The organism is Paenibacillus sp. LC231 (genome assembly GCF_001860525.1).
In the GTDB taxonomy this organism is placed as follows: Bacteria; Bacillota; Bacilli; order Paenibacillales; family Paenibacillaceae; genus Paenibacillus_AQ.
On sequence record NZ_JFOM01000008.1, the window covers coordinates 196,300 to 211,250 of the forward strand.

A 14,951-nucleotide genomic window follows, 5' to 3' on the forward strand; every position below is an offset into this window, starting at 1 on the left:
TTACAGGATTCATTCGAGTCTTGTTATATTTACGATGGTACCATCTCGTTGATGGCTTGCGTACAGGACCACGATCTAACTCGCAGCGTACTCCTCCAGCTCGTCGCTATCGAGATCGTCCGGATGCAGCGGCTGATACCCGTGCTTGCGAAGGTTGTACCACATCCAGCCAAAACCGATGGCACCCACAATGGCAAGCATCGTGCCGGTGCGGTACATGATCTGCGCCCCGAAGTTCTGGAACATCCAGCCGCCGGCGAGACCGCCGATGACGCCGGATATGCCGCTCCAGCTTAAGGTATAGATCGCTTGTCCGGAAGCGCGATACGGCGTCGGTACAAACAGCATCGTCAGCTGCACGCCGACATAGAAATAGCCGCCGAAGGTTACGCAGTGCAGGAGCTGGATGATGGCCACCTCCAGCGCGCTGTTGGCTTCCGCCATCAGCAGCCAGCGGAGGGCGAAGAGCAGGCTGACAATCGTCAGGCAGCCGACCAGGACATTGATTTTCCGTTTCAGGAAGCGGTCAAACAGAATGAAGATCACCACTTCAAATATCGACGAGAAGAAGATCGCAAGGCCCACCATCTGCTTGGTACCGCCAAGCTCCAGGATGTAAAGGGACATAAAAGTGTTATTGGCTGTGTTCGGGATGGATACCATAATGCCTAACAGGATAAAACAGACAAAATAGGAGTTCAGGAACAGTCTGCTGAGTCCTCTAAGGCTGACCGATGCCGATGCTGTCGTCTTCTGGATGGATGGCAGTGTAAACATGAACACGGCCGCCACTAGCAGCATAATCGAGAACACGATGGCGATGCGCCCCGACCCGAGCCGGTCGATGACAGGCCCTGCAGCGATGGCCGTCAGTGCCCATCCAAGCGAGCCCCATAGCCGGAACGAGCCGAATTTTTGCTGCGTCCCCTCAATATAGGTTAGAATCAGCGAATTTGTCTGCGAGAACATCGGAGTCTGGAAGAAATAAAAGAAAATCATTGTCATGTATATCATTGCATAGGTATTCGCCTGAAATACAAGCTGAACCAGCAGCAGCGTACCGGTCATCATGATCAGCAGCACCCGCTTGATGTTTGCCGCCCGATCACCCCAGAATCCCCAGAACGGATTGGCGAAGATGGACACAAATGGCGCGATCGCCATCAGGCTGCCGATTTCAATTTTGCTCATGCCGATGTCTTGCAAATATAACTGGAAGAAACCGGTGAAGATGACCATGGTTCCGTAAATGAAGAAGTTGAACAGCTTGAGCGATATCAGCGAAGGTTGGGCGTTGTCCATATTCCGCAAGTAGGTCATTCCTTTCAAACCGAATACAATCCACAATCGCGGCATCGAAAAAAAGCCGCTTTCCCTTTCAATGTATCACGCATTGAAAAGGGATACAAACCATCTTTTAAATGATTTTCCATTATTCTGGTTATTAACCTATAAACTGAATCGAGTTTTTTACAACGTGTAAGAAAGGCTGGTAGAACATATGAGCTGTCAACCCATAGATGTCGGCCTTTCGCCAGATCAGGTGACGGGTATCGTACTTGCAGGTGGAGCCTCCCGGAGAATGGGAAGAAACAAGGCGCTTCTGCCCATGCAGGGAATGAGTTTGATCGAGCGAACGGTCCAGGCGCTTGACGAGGTTAGCGGCCGCGTCATCCTATCCACCAATACCCCCGAATCTTATCAATTTCTCGGGTTGGAATGCGTTCCCGACCTTTATGTCGGGCAAGGCCCGATGGCGGGACTTCATGCCGCGCTCAAGTTATCCCAAAGCACATGGAATATGGTCGCTGCGTGCGACATGCCCCATATCCATGAGCGTTTCCTTCGGGGATTGCTGAATCTGGCGAATCAGCAGCTCACAGCCGATGCTGTAATTCCTGTTGTAGAAGGCAGGGTGCATCCGCTGCTGGCGGTATATCGCAAAGAAATCGTAGAAGGCCTTGAACGCAGGCTGATCAAGGGACAACTTCGCATGGTGGAGTGGGTGCAGGAGCTGAATGCCGTCTTCGTGCACGAAGAGCAATTAGAGGCAATTACGGGCCTTGATCCGCGCAAAATTTTATTTAATATGAACACGCCTGGGGAATACGAGGCAGCAGCCGGCCTGATGAATGCCGACTTGCCTGAGGATAGATAGTAGAGTTCTATAGAAGGTGTGCAGAAGCCCGACAAAACGGTATTCATCTTAAAAAAATAACCCCGCCAGCTAAATGCTTGACGGGGATTTTAATATCAACCATATGACTGCTTTCCGCTATTATACGCACAGCCGACGGTTTACCCGCCGATCTGTGACATACGCCGGCCGGTTGGGGTATGGCTTTGCATTTTTTTCTCGAGCGCCAGCGCCATTTCATGATTCAACGGTTTGGAACCCAGCGCTTTGCGGAACAGGTTTGCCACCGCGGATGGATCATCGACGACGCGGCGCACGTTAAATTCGTCGGACCAGTACAGGCAAGCCTTGATGTGGCCGTCAGCCGTCAGCCTGAGGCGGTTGCAGGAATCGCAGAAATGATCGCTGACCGGATGGATCAGACCGAAGGTTCCTGTAGCTCCAACCACCTTCATATTTCGTGAAGGTCCGTTGCCGGATGGCCCCTGCTCTTCCTGAATGGTCCAACCCGCCTCCTGGCACACTTCAGATACCCGGCTGAGCGGCAGATACGAATCTCGCCAGGCATCGGACGCTTGCCCGATCGGCATGTATTCAATAAAGCGGACATGTAGGGGACGATCGAGCGTCAGCGCGATAAAGTCGCGAATTTCGTCTTCGTTGAAGCCCTTCATTAACACCATGTTTAGTTTGATGGGATCCAGGCCGGCTTCATAAGCGGCTTCAATGCCTTCCAGCACTTTACGCACTTGACCGCCGCGCGTAATGCGCGCGTAGCGATCCTCATGAAGCGAATCCAGACTGATGTTGATTCGGGTAAGTCCGGCTTCCTTAAGCAGGCGAGCTTTGGAGGGGAGCATGATCCCGTTGGTAGTCAGGGATATATCTTGAATTCCTTCAATGGAAGCAATCATATGGACCAAGGATTCCAGGTCCTTGCGTACCAGCGGCTCGCCGCCGGTAAGGCGTACTTTGGAGACACCCATTGGGGCAAGGACGCGCATGATCGCTGCGATCTCTTCATAACTCATAATCTGATCGGGAGGTTGGAATTCCATCCCTTCTTCCGGCATACAATAGACACAACGAAGATTGCATCGATCTGTCACCGAGATACGAATATAATCATGGACCCGACCGAAAGAATCTTTAAGCGGTTCGATCATGGAAATCCCCCTTTATAGCATGCATGGTCACATTGTAGCCATTCCCCGAACGGGAGTCAATGCATTGTAAGGGTCATGTCAGCCGGACAAGCTGCGTGGATAAGTTACAGGATTTGTGAGAAGTATCACAGAAAACGCTTTCGGGATCCAGTATATTGAAGCTGTGGACAAAAGCTTTCTCCCCTTGAAAGCGAGTAGTGACATTCTAGATTTCCGAAAGTTTCCTGATTTTTCCGAAATTTTCGGAAATCATTTCAAACTGCTTTCATTAGACGTTCATCTAAGATATACTGTCAAGGATATCACATCCAACAAGAAAGGTTACCAATAGGAGGTTCGATATGGCGATATCACCTGTTCAAACTTTGGAGGTGCCTGACGTCTGTCACAGATGGCTTGAAAACCGGGGTACGGTCTACGAGCTGCTCATCGATTTTTTGGGCAATTGGCCCAGCTTGTCTATGATTGCGGAATGGAGCCGCGGAAGCGGAATTAGCAAGGCTGCGGAGTGTTCGAAGGCCGGTACGGACCTGATGACCTATTTATGTGGACGCTCACCTGAGGAATTGGTTCGGATTTGCGAATACGAAGGGGCGGAATACCGCCGATTGCTTCAGCAGTCCAAACAGCGTCAGGCGGCAAAGTCTCATTACACGAAGGATGGATGCGCTCAGGATTTAGCCGATTGTTATGCATCCGTCGGTGTTGCCTTTAATAAACTGCACGGGGAAGCGGACGATCATATAGCCATTGAACTGGAATTTATGACACTGCTTCATGACCGTATGCTGAACAATACGTATTGTGAACATAGCATGCTGAAATTGATGGAGGTTCAAGAGAAGTTTCTGGAGGAGCATCTGTTGTCATGGGTGCCATCCCTCTGCAAGGATCTAAAAGGCTCCACGGAAAGCCCGCTTTATCAGTCGGTATTCAGTCTGCTCGAGGAGTTCCTCGCACAGGATCTGAACATGCTGAAGACGTGGAAGCATTCCAGGGAAGCTGTGCTGGTACATTAGCGAGCCAGGACCATATCATAGTCATCCAAAAAAAGCCCCAGCCTCCTAATGTAGGAAGCCGGGGCTTTGATGTTCTAATTAATCTTCGATTCTTTTCTTGCTGAACTTCATCAGGAACTCGTACACGATAGGTACCACCACGAGCGTGAGCAGCGTCGAACTGATCAGACCGCCGATAACCGTGATGCCGAGTCCTTTCGAAATGATGCCTGCGCTGTTCTCCCAACCGAATACGAGTGGCAGGAGAGCGCCGATCGTTGCGAGTGCCGTCATCAGAATTGGACGAAGACGGGTAGCGCCGGCTTCAAGCAGGGCTTCGCGGGTGCTCATGCCTTCGCGTTCCATATGGATCACGCGGTCGATCAATACAATCGCATTGGTCACGACGATACCGATCAGCATGAGTACGCCCATGAGTGCAGACACGTTCAGTGTCTCGCCTGTAACAAGCAAGCCGATAATGGCTCCGATGACAATGAACGGCAGCGAGAACAGGATGGCGAACGGCGCGAGACCGCCACCGAATGTAACCACAAGCACAAAGTATACAATCGCAATGGCTGCCAGCATGGCGAGTCCAAGCTGTCCGAAGGTTTCGTTGATTTGCTCGGTAACGCCTCCGAACTGGACGGATACGCCGTCTGGAAGTTCAAGCTTGTTCACTTCAGTTTCCAGGTTGGTGGAGGCCGACCCAACATCGCTGGACAGGATATCGGCTGTGACGGTTACAACCATTTTCCCGTCGATGCGCATAATGGAGTCAGGAGTCGTTCCTTTTTCCACCTTGGCCACATCCTTGATCGGCACTTCGATACCGAGTGGAGAGGTGACGGTTTCGTTCTCGATTTCTTTGATGCTCTTATAGGTTTTGCTGTCCGTCTCAATGTAAACATTGTAAGTCTTGTCCTCAATTTTGACTTCGGTCAAGACCGGACGTTCCCGTACGGGAGACAGCTTCATTGCCAATTGTCCTGCGGTCAGGCCAAGGGAGCTCAGCTTCTCTTGGTCAGCAACCAGCGTATACTGCTCGAACGCTTCGGACAAGCTGGTCTCTGCATTCTCGAAGGTGGCTGTATCCTTGTTGGCAAGCTCAGCAATTTGATCAGCCACCGGCTTGATCTGCTCCAGAGAATCGCCAAAGACGTTAACCGTTAACTGGCTGCCGCCAAAGCCGCCGGCTGCCATGTCCATATTGGACCAAGTACCGTCCGGTACTTCCTTGGCAAGATCTTCGACAAGGGCTTTTTTGACATCTTCGAAGTTTTTCGTGTCCGGGTCATACATAATATAGAACAATCCGGAATTCGCTGATCCCATACCAAGCGGATTGCTTCCGCCGATGGAGTACTGCATCGTTTCGACTCCAGGTTGATCCAGGATCAATTTCTCCGCTTTTAATGCGCGTTCCTCCACATCCTCCAGCATGACGCCAGGTTCAGGAGAATAAGTCACCATGGCATATTTGTCTTCCTGTTCCGGAATGAAGCTAACGCCAAGGTACTTCGTCAGGAACAAGCTTCCTGCTAATAACGCGATGGCTGCCAGGAATGTAATGGCTTTGTGATTCAGCGTCCATTTCAGAATGGATCGATACCCGCGGGCCATTGCGCCCGGTTTCTCCGCATGATCATGTTTGTTCTTCAAGCCTTTGCGGAACAGGCTGTGCGCCATAGCGGGCACGAGCGTGATCGCTACGACCAGGGAAGCGAGCAGTGCGAAGACCATCGTCAATGCAAATGGCATGAACAGCTCTCCGACCATACCGCTGACCAGGGTAAGCGGCAGGAATACCGCGATGGTTACGATAGTGGAGGACATGATCGGCACAAACATTTCACGTGTAGCGGCGCTGATGAGCTCCCGGCCCGTTAATTTCTCGGTCGAGAGGGACATGCGCCGGTAGATATTCTCGATAACGACGATCGAGTCATCGACAACCCGGCCGATGGCAACGGTCATGGCACCGAGCGACATCATATTCAGGGTGATATCCATTTGTCTCAGACAGAGCACAGCAATCAGCAAGGACAATGGGATCGAAATAATCGATATAATCGTCGAACGGATGTTGCGCAGGAATACCATTATGATCAGAACGGCGAACAATGCGCCGAATAATGCCTTGGAAAGCATCGTATGAACAGAGTCTTCAATTGGCTTGCCTTGGTCCAGCATGATCGTCAGATCCATGCCAGGATAGAGGCCTCTCAATTCTTCTGCCTTGTCTTTCACCTGATTGACAACGTCAACCGTATTGGCATCGTTTGCTTTCACGATTTGGATACCGATTGATTCCTTCCCGTTGGTGCGGGAGATGGATTCCGAGGTTCCAATAACTTCAATTTTGGCAATCTCGCTGAGTTTTACGGTTGGAATGCCGGTTGGAACGGCAGGAGCACCGCTTGGTCCGCCTGCAGCAGCACCGGTTCCAGGAGCACCTTGTTGGCCTGCCCCGGCATTCGGAGCGCCGGCTCCGGCAGCTGCATCACCGGAAGGCTGCTGCGATGGTTGTTGACCTGCCCCGGCATTCGGAGTGCCGGCTCCGGCAGCTGCATCTGCACCGCCGCCGCCCGGAATAACCGGAATAGCGATATTTTTCAGATCGTCAATGCCGATAATGCCGCCATCAATAGCAACGGCCTTCTGGGATTTGTCCATTTCGAACATGCCGAGCGGAACGTACAGCGCGGAACCCTGCACGATACCTTTGACGGTATCCTCCGTCAAGCCAAGCTCGTTCAGTTTGTCCTGATTAAACTTAAGCTGTACCTCGTTCACGAATTGGCCAGCTACCTGGATGGAAGCAACGCCGTCCAAATCCTCCAGCTCCGGAACGATATCGTTCTCTGTGATGCGTGTTAATTCATCCAATGCCATGTTGTCTTTGTTCGCAATACTTAGGGAGACAACCGGCATGGAGCTCATGCTGAATTTGGATATGGTAGGTTTCTGAGCGTCATCGGGCAGCTTTACCTCGTTTATGGCTTCACGAACAGCAGCTGTAGCGTTGTCCAGATCACTACCATAATCAAACTCAACCATGACGTTGGCTGCATTCTCCATGGATGTGGAGGTTACGGTTTTGACGCCGTCAATATTGCGGAGTCTCGTTTCGAGCGGTTTGGTGACATCCTCCACAACACCTTCAGGGGCTGCGCCCGGATAGATCGCGGTGACACTTAAGAACGGGACGTTAATATCCGGAATGGTTTCCTGCTTCATCGTCAGTCCGCTGTATAACCCACCGAAGCTGACGATGATGGTCAGCAGCCAGATCGCAAACTTGTTGCGAAGCGAGAAATTGATAATTCCTTTCATTAGGCGATTCTCTCTCCTCTCCAAAACTCTATGTCTCTAACTTAGACTAATTTCCCTGCATCATTCCACCGGGTGTCAGATAGCTTTCGAGCACGGTAACAATGGTTCCCTTCAGCTCCGCAAACAATGCTTCAATTTCCTCGATTCCCTCCAAGTTAGCAAGCATTCCTTTCAGAACGGCCCGGCTGGGCTGGAGGGCAAGCAGTTCTTTCTCCATAATATTGAGCGACTCCATCGCATCTTCCCGGACATCCGTCTCTACCTGAATTTTCTTTAGTTCATTCTTCATCGCCTTAATGACGATGAGCGGGTGACGAGTTGTACGAATGTCGGTTTGGCATAATTGGCCCAATTGCCCTACCGCCTCCATCGGGATCAGGGGTTCGGGCCGTCTGCGCAGAATACTGTCCACAATATCATCGAGCAGCTGAATTTGGTGATCAGCGGTGATTCCCACATTCAAATGGAACCCGGGCATGAACAGGAAGCGGATATACGAACCCAGCATACTGCCCATAAACATGCCGATTTCCAATGTGTATGGCTCTACTTCGGGCCCATAAATGGATTTCAGCTTATTGTTAAACCACTGCAATGCAGCCAGCATTTCCTGTTGCATGTCTTCTTTGTCAAAAGGCGGTTTCCCCGGCATCTGATCATGGAACTGCTTCAGGAGAAATTCCCGGATCTCCAGAAAATGGATCAGAAGCACTTCCGTCTGCTTGCGCAGCTGCTCCTTGGGCGCGAGAAGCGGATCGTGGTCGACCCGGAGAATCTCATCTTTAATCCGGCTTGCGATATGCTCGTAAATGCTCTTTTCCAGTTCCTCTTTGGACTTGAAATGAAGATAAAGGCTGCCTTTCGACATCCCGCATACTTCGGCGATTTCCTGCATGGAGGTAACCGAAGAGCCCTTCGCGGAAAACAGCTGCATCGCAGTGATGAGAATTTGCTGTCGTTTTTCTGCCGTTTTATCAGCCAATCAATAGCTCACCTCACTTGAGAACTTTGTGGTTCTTGGATTGACCATAAGGTCAAGAATTATTATATATGAAAAAGAACGACCGTTTCAACTTTACTACGGTCGTCCTTTATGTTAGGTTCTGAAAACTTATGAAATTTTACAAAAGTAATTAACTGATCAATTTCAGGCCGACGGCCGAGCACAGGATCATGGCAATGAACAGAACCCGCCGCCAATCCTTCGGTTCACCGAACAGGAACATGCCCGTCATGGCCCCGCCGGCCGTTCCGATTCCCGTCCAGATCGCGTAAGCGGTCCCCATAGGCAGTACGGTCATGGCGTAAGAAAGAAGGGAGAAGCTGATGGCAAACGATAAGGTCAGAATCAGTACATAACGCCACCCCTTGCGCTGGGAGACCCCTTTGATGCCGATGACGCCGCCGATTTCGAACAATCCTGCAAACACAAGTGCAATCCAAGCCATTACTTGCTCACCTCCGGTTCCACATGATCAGCCGTAACCAGCTTCAGGCCGATGACACCTGCCAGCAACACGCAGATCAGAAGCACCTTGACCAGTTTAAACGGTTCCCCGAAGAACAGCATCTCCGACGCCACCGTTCCGGCTGTCCCAATTCCCGTAAACACGGCATACACCGTTCCGACTGGCAGCCGTTTGGCTGCTTCAATAATAAGATAGAAGCTTGCTGCAATGGCGACGATGGTTCCAAGCCACTCCCAGATGTTGGAGGAATGCTTCAAACCCATCACCCATATGACTTCAACCAATCCAGCCAGCAGCACAAAACCCCAGTTGCGATTCATTATGATTGTCACTCCTTTTTATGAAAAGAACAGTAAACTTACACTTAAAAATTCTTGTCGACTTGAACTTCCTGCTTATGATGCGTCATTTCACCGGGATTTAACACTTGTGGTTTGTATTTTTGTTTGTTACCCCTAACCAATACACAGGCCAAGCCGCGGCAAGACGTCTCATGGCCCGTTCCTCCCCGCCGTACACGGTTTCCAGATGGATTCCATCCACCAAGGTCATAAAGGCAATCGCCGCATTGCGCGGATGACGGATGATACGTCCATGCTCCGGACAGCCCGCGGCAAGCAGCCTCGACAAGTTCAACTCCTGTTGATCCAAGAGCGGATACACCATCGCCATCACTTCGTCATACAGCGTACTTGGCGGAAAGAAGGCCATTCGCATGAAGAACCGCACTTCATCATCCAGACGATAAGCTTGGAGACGGCTTTCAAGGAATCCGTGCAGCTGCTGCTCCAGCGGCCAATCGGCATGGTTAAGGAAATAGGCTACCATCATTTCCTCCTGACGATGGAATACGTCCTGAAGCACTTGCAGAAACAAATCCTTCTTGCTCGAAAAATGGGCGTAAATCGACGGTTTTTTGATCCCGCAGTCGTCTGCAATATGTTTCAGCGATGCCCCTTCGTAACCGTTTTTGGCAAAGTGGGCAAGGGCGGATTGCTTAATATTGGCGGCACTCATAACATTCCTCCTAACTAACGGTCGTTAGTTTATTTTTAACAAATGGCGTTACCATTGTCAATATTTTATTTTGGGGCATCGGTCCCTTGTCAGCTCGCGGAGAACAGTCTTTAGTTCCTGAGGGAGATCATGTAGAATATGGTGTGACCAGCATCGTACATACATAGAGACATTAACGATGAAGAACAAGGGGTATACGATATGAGAAAGGGAATACAGGCTGTATTGATTACCGCGCTTTTGTTCGCGTTTTATTATTTTGGCCTGGATTATTTCGGGAAGACGACCGGGACCATTATCGGGATATTCTCCACGCTAACCGTAGTATCCATCGGTTTCATGATTTTTATGGAGAACCGTCATCCCACCAGCACGATGGCCTGGATTCTGCTCTTGGCGTTAGTCCCTATCGTGGGGCTTGTGTTTTATTTTTTGTTTGGACAGAACTATTTTAAGCGGAGAAAATACGACAAAAAGGCACGTAAGGACGTTCTGGTATACACCAGCGAAGTGCTCCGCAAGAACACCCCGGACATCTCCTGCTTTAAGCCCGAAGTGCAGCAGCTCCTTCAGCTGTCTACCCGCCTGGCACGCACGCCGATTTCCTTCTCGAGCGATACCAAGGTGCTGACCGACGGGGAAGAGACATTTGCAGCCTTGATTGCGGAGCTGGAACAAGCGGCGCATCACATTCATATGGAATATTACATTTACCGTCCGGATGCGATCGGGACGCAGATCCAGGAAATATTAATTCGGAAGGCGAGAGAGGGGGTTGCCGTGCGGTTTATGGTAGACGCCGTTGGCAGCTTGCAGCTGCCGCCTTCCTTTTTGCAGGAGATGAGGGATGTGGGTGTACAGGTTGCCGTATTCGGCAGTCCAAAGACGATTTTCTTCACGAGCCGTGTAAATTACCGCAATCATCGCAAAATCGTTGTGATTGACGGGAGTGTCGGATTCGTTGGCGGATTGAATGTAGGGGATGAGTATTTAAGCCGCAGCAAGGCATTCGGTTTCTGGCGTGATACCCATATGCTTGTTCGCGGAGAGGCTGTCAGAACGCTCCAGGTTGTCTTTCTGCAGGATTGGCAGTACATGACGGGAGAGCAGCCGAGTGAGCCGATATATTATTCACCGGATTTACTGGAGAGTCGTGCCGGCGCCGTTCAGATTATCGCAAGCGGACCGGACAATGAGCGAAGAGCCCTGAAGAACATTTTCTTCTCCATGATTGTGTCGGCTCGCAAGTCGGTATGGCTGGCTACGCCGTATTTTATACCGGATGAAGACATATTCACCGCGCTCAGGGTTGCTGCCCTGTCCGGTCTTGATGTACGGATTTTGTTTCCGTCGAAGCCGGACAAATGGCTGCCCTTTCTGGCTTCCCATTCCTATTTTCCGGATCTGCTGGACGCCGGGGTAAGGGTATATGAATATGAAAAAGGGTTCATGCATTCGAAGCTGCTGATCGTTGACGGGGAGGTTGCAACCATTGGCACGGCTAACATGGACATGCGGAGCTTCCATCTTAATTTTGAGGTTAACGCTTTACTCGTTCATACGGAAAGTGTAGGCAAGCTGGTGTCCGATTTCGAGCAGGACCTGGAGTCCGCCCTCCTGTACGATCGCAATCATACCCGTAAAAAGAGAATCATGACCCGCCTGCTGGAGTCGGCCGCCCGACTGATGTCACCTCTGCTGTAGGCCAAGCGGAGGTTGGCCATTCAGGCCTAGACCGGCCCTTCATGCGCGTACATACATACTATTGAAGGAATTGTTAAAAGGTTGTGAATCCCAGCCATTTTTGCAGTTTAAACAGGATGTCCTTCATCCATGTCGTTTCACCTTGGTAAGCCTCGGCTTCGAGACTAAAGGCTGCGCCTTCGTTGAACCATATTCGATGAAAGTAACGGTCCAGATCCCGGGTAAGCGGATGATCTTTAGGCGCGGCTATCCACAAGTTGTTTTCCAGATTGAGATCGGCCAGATTCCGCTGGGTAAAATTGGTTGAACCGCCGGTAATGACGGATTTCCCCGTCGGTTTGGCAATGTACATGAGCTTGGTATGATACTGCTCCGTACCGGTGTTGTACCAGCGAATGGAGATGTTCCCTTTGGATTTCTTGATGAGCTCGGCCGCAGCAGGACGGTTGGGGATGCCGATCTTATCCCGGCCGAAGGCGTTCTGGTTCGGATCCAGGATGAGGCGTATATCAACGCCGCGGTCCGAAGCTTTTAGAAGCTGGTCCATGACTTTGCTGTCAGCCAGATAGAACATCCCCATCCAGAGCGTGTCCCCGGGCTGTGATTGCTCGATGGCCTCCAGAACATATTTATAAATTTTCCCTTCCGTCAAATAACGAACATCGACATCGTTAGCTTGACCTGAAGGCAGCAGAGGTGGCTTTGAGCCCGGCTCATACTCCGGCAGTTTGATCGGGCTTGTAAGGTTAACGGCGGCTTGCTCGGCTGCAAGCATATCCCTGATGATGTCCCCGCTCGTTTCGAAGGCGATGTTCGAGTGGAACGCGCTGGCGTCATGGATGTTGGCTGATGTGACCAGCGCGGTGTTCTCGCTGATGACGACTTTACGGTGATTGGCCTTCACGTTCAGCAGCTTCAGATAGGAGCGCACCGTAATATCGGGTGCTTCGCTTGCCATCAGATTGGGAAGTGTCCCCGTGCCCGACTGGCCAAACCACTGGAAGAATGTGCGCCATACGGCAGAATAGGCGGGCGTGGAGTCTCGCAGCCGGTCGACATCGGTCATGATTACATGAATGCCGGCAGCCTTCATGGCCTCGAATTCCGGCAGCGAATAGGAGCCATACCCGGTATTCACTTCATCGGAAATAAAGAAGATATCCATGTCGGGATATTTCTTCTTATGGGCAACAAGGCGATGGGCAAGCTCTTCGCTGACTTCGGGGAATTCCTGACCTTTATGAGTGTAGCCGTTGAACAGAAACATATCGATCACCAGGAATTTTCGGGATTCGTCGATAATTTGACCGATGCGGGGTCCGATTTCGCGATCATGTACCGGTTGACCATCCGGTCCGGGGTAGGTCAGGTCGGTCCACATTTTAACGTCGCTCTGGTACAGCGGGCTTTCATAGGAGATCCCTTTCGGTAGTGGCTTATGAGTCTGATAGATCATCACGCCGATGAGCCATAGTATAAGAAGGACAAGGCAGATGAAAATCGTTGTTCGCGTTCGGGAGCTTTTGGTATTCGGTTTCCCTGACACGAGCAGCGTGCCTGGATCGGTTGTAGGTAGTTTTTCTGAATTGCGGTTATGAATGAAATGGCGGAAACCCAAGATAGCCCATCCTCCTATCGCTGTTGTATACCGTTAATTAACTTGAAAGTCCCGTTCTGACGCACTCTTCGTTTCTGCAATTCAGCAAGTGTGAGATATGGAGACGGAGTTGATCCTAGGAAGCCGGGGTAGAATGATATTCGGGTTTGTTTTTTCAAAACATGCGGTAGAATGGGTCAAGACCGAGTCGTTTATATTTTTGCTAATGGATGATGTGCATATCATGCAGACGGGATAACCTGATGCCAATGATATGCTTATATATGGCTTATCTAAAGGATGAGCGTAGTGGATAAGGAGGCACGGGATGAATTCAGAACATAACGAGACTGCGGGTCAAACAGCTGAAACCATTTCAGGCAGAGGTTTGGAAAGACCCGAGGGCAGGCTGGTGCCGGAAGTGCCTACGGGCGAGCGAAAAATAGAGCATGTGCGCTTATGCCTGAATGAAGAAGTTGGCTCCGTAGGGGTAACCACCGGTTTTGAACGTTACCGCTTCCGTCACTCCGCACTGCCGGAAATCGACTTTGAAGATATTAAGCTGGACACTGCATTTCTTGGTTTTTCCGTACGAACCCCATTTCTGATCAGCTCCATGACTGGGGGAAGCAAGGCCACCGGAGAGATCAATAGACGTCTGGCTGAAGCCGCGCAGCGGCGCGGCTGGGCTCTTGGGGTAGGCTCCGTGCGGGCAGCGGTGGAGAAGGAGGAGCTTGCTCCCACTTTCCGTGTCCGGGAGAGTGCGCCGAGCGTGCCGGTTATCGCCAACCTTGGAGCGGTGCAGCTGAACTATGGCTTTGGCCTTGACGATTGTCAAAGGGCGGTGGATATTGCGGGGGCGGACATGCTGGTCCTTCATTTAAACGGACTTCAAGAGGTGTTTCAGCCGGAAGGGAATACACGGTTTGGCTGTTTGCTTAGGCGAATTGAGGATCTGTGCCGTACGCTTTCGGTACCGGTCGGCATTAAAGAAGTCGGATGGGGCATCGATGGTGAAACGGCGCGGAACCTGCTCAATATCGGGGCAGCCTTCATCGATGTGGCTGGTGCGGGCGGTACCTCATGGAGCCAGGTTGAAAAATTCCGCAGCCCGGATCCGGTTCGCCGCGCTGCGGCTGAGGCTTTCGCCGGGTGGGGCAATCCTACCGCGGAATGCATCGTGGAGGTGCGCGAAGCTGCGCCAACCTGTGCGCTTATCGGCAGCGGCGGGCTGCAAAGCGGCGTTGATGCGGCTAAAGCGATCTCGCTTGGCGCCGATCTGGCAGGCTTCGGGCGTGGACTCCTGGGATCGGCCGTCGAATCGGTGGAAGCGCTGGATCAGCGGCTTGCCCAGGTGGAGTTAGAGCTGCGGACGGCGATGTTCGGAATCGGCGCAGGGAATATCGATGCGTTGAAGTCAACCCAACGGCTGATTCGCGTTTGAATGGCCGGGGTGATTGGCGGAATCTGCCTTAAAGCGATGGCAGTATATTCGTGTTGAAGTCTATCGGGTATCTGCTATAA

General features: G+C 51.3%; 12 protein-coding genes. 4 read left to right on the forward strand and 8 right to left on the reverse strand.

Annotated elements, in window-relative coordinates; genetic code table 11:
* Positions 1-75: 75 nt before the first annotated feature.
* The gene (locus AK95_RS04910; RefSeq protein ID WP_235612991.1) at positions 76-1,356 is read right to left on the reverse strand and encodes an MFS transporter; all 1,281 of its coding nucleotides are present in this window, start codon (positions 1,354-1,356) and stop codon (positions 76-78) included.
* A gap of 145 nt (positions 1,357-1,501) precedes the next feature.
* Between AK95_RS04910 and mobA the strand changes: the two genes are divergently transcribed.
* A complete protein-coding gene (gene mobA / locus AK95_RS04915; protein ID WP_071218844.1) occupies positions 1,502-2,158 on the forward strand; it encodes a molybdenum cofactor guanylyltransferase in 657 nt (218 codons plus the stop codon).
* Positions 2,159-2,298: 140 nt separating this feature from the next.
* On the opposite strand, the gene moaA is transcribed toward mobA, so the two are convergent.
* Positions 2,299-3,303, reverse strand: coding sequence for a GTP 3',8-cyclase MoaA (gene moaA, locus AK95_RS04920; protein WP_071218845.1), 1,005 nt, complete (start codon positions 3,301-3,303; stop codon positions 2,299-2,301).
* Positions 3,304-3,644: 341 nt separating this feature from the next.
* On the opposite strand from moaA, the gene AK95_RS04925 reads away from it, so the two are divergent.
* Positions 3,645-4,322, forward strand: coding sequence for a TorD/DmsD family molecular chaperone (locus AK95_RS04925; protein WP_071218846.1), 678 nt, complete (start codon positions 3,645-3,647; stop codon positions 4,320-4,322).
* A 78-nt stretch (positions 4,323-4,400) separates the two neighbouring features.
* On the opposite strand, the gene AK95_RS04930 is transcribed toward AK95_RS04925, so the two are convergent.
* From AK95_RS04930 to AK95_RS04950, 5 genes are all read right to left on the reverse strand, one after another.
* Positions 4,401-7,640: an efflux RND transporter permease subunit gene (locus AK95_RS04930; protein WP_071218847.1), complete on the reverse strand. Its 3,240-nt coding sequence runs from the start codon at positions 7,638-7,640 to the stop codon at positions 4,401-4,403.
* A 46-nt stretch (positions 7,641-7,686) separates the two neighbouring features.
* Complete coding sequence (locus tag AK95_RS04935; protein WP_071218848.1) at positions 7,687-8,622, reverse strand: TetR/AcrR family transcriptional regulator; 936 nt, start codon at positions 8,620-8,622, stop codon at positions 7,687-7,689.
* 151 nt (positions 8,623-8,773) lie between these two features.
* Complete coding sequence (locus tag AK95_RS04940; protein WP_071218849.1) at positions 8,774-9,088, reverse strand: DMT family transporter; 315 nt, start codon at positions 9,086-9,088, stop codon at positions 8,774-8,776.
* Positions 9,088-9,429, reverse strand: a complete 342-nt coding sequence (locus AK95_RS04945; RefSeq protein WP_071218850.1) for a DMT family transporter — start codon at positions 9,427-9,429, stop codon at positions 9,088-9,090. The genes AK95_RS04940 and AK95_RS04945 overlap by 1 nt, the downstream gene beginning before the upstream one ends.
* Positions 9,430-9,529: 100 nt before the next feature.
* On the reverse strand, positions 9,530-10,126 hold the full coding sequence (locus tag AK95_RS04950) for a TetR/AcrR family transcriptional regulator (protein ID WP_071218851.1): 597 nt from the start codon (positions 10,124-10,126) through the stop codon (positions 9,530-9,532).
* A gap of 201 nt (positions 10,127-10,327) precedes the next feature.
* On the opposite strand from AK95_RS04950, the gene cls reads away from it, so the two are divergent.
* Positions 10,328-11,830, forward strand: a complete 1,503-nt coding sequence (gene cls, locus AK95_RS04955) for a cardiolipin synthase (RefSeq protein ID WP_071218852.1) — start codon at positions 10,328-10,330, stop codon at positions 11,828-11,830.
* Positions 11,831-11,903: 73 nt separating this feature from the next.
* Here the strand turns inward: cls and AK95_RS04960 are convergent, their stop codons facing one another.
* Positions 11,904-13,382, reverse strand: coding sequence for a phospholipase D family protein (locus AK95_RS04960; RefSeq protein WP_481855809.1), 1,479 nt, complete (start codon positions 13,380-13,382; stop codon positions 11,904-11,906).
* A gap of 373 nt (positions 13,383-13,755) precedes the next feature.
* Between AK95_RS04960 and fni the strand changes: the two genes are divergently transcribed.
* Positions 13,756-14,871, forward strand: coding sequence for a type 2 isopentenyl-diphosphate Delta-isomerase (gene fni, locus AK95_RS04965; RefSeq protein WP_071218853.1), 1,116 nt, complete (start codon positions 13,756-13,758; stop codon positions 14,869-14,871).
* Positions 14,872-14,951 lie beyond the last annotated feature (80 nt).

What these genes read in the sequence shown, in the direction of transcription:
- AK95_RS04910 (WP_235612991.1), bottom strand. Translation starts at nt 1,356, where the DNA reads ATGCCGCGATTGTGGATTGTATTCGGTTTGAAAGGAATGACCTACTTG.
- mobA (WP_071218844.1), top strand. Translation starts at nt 1,502, where the DNA reads ATGAGCTGTCAACCCATAGATGTCGGCCTTTCGCCAGATCAGGTGACG.
- moaA (WP_071218845.1), bottom strand. Translation starts at nt 3,303, where the DNA reads ATGATCGAACCGCTTAAAGATTCTTTCGGTCGGGTCCATGATTATATT.
- AK95_RS04925 (WP_071218846.1), top strand. Translation starts at nt 3,645, where the DNA reads ATGGCGATATCACCTGTTCAAACTTTGGAGGTGCCTGACGTCTGTCAC.
- AK95_RS04930 (WP_071218847.1), bottom strand. Translation starts at nt 7,640, where the DNA reads ATGAAAGGAATTATCAATTTCTCGCTTCGCAACAAGTTTGCGATCTGG.
- AK95_RS04940 (WP_071218849.1), bottom strand. Translation starts at nt 9,088, where the DNA reads ATGGCTTGGATTGCACTTGTGTTTGCAGGATTGTTCGAAATCGGCGGC.
- AK95_RS04945 (WP_071218850.1), bottom strand. Translation starts at nt 9,429, where the DNA reads ATGAATCGCAACTGGGGTTTTGTGCTGCTGGCTGGATTGGTTGAAGTC.
- AK95_RS04950 (WP_071218851.1), bottom strand. Translation starts at nt 10,126, where the DNA reads ATGAGTGCCGCCAATATTAAGCAATCCGCCCTTGCCCACTTTGCCAAA.
- cls (WP_071218852.1), top strand. Translation starts at nt 10,328, where the DNA reads ATGAGAAAGGGAATACAGGCTGTATTGATTACCGCGCTTTTGTTCGCG.
- fni (WP_071218853.1), top strand. Translation starts at nt 13,756, where the DNA reads ATGAATTCAGAACATAACGAGACTGCGGGTCAAACAGCTGAAACCATT.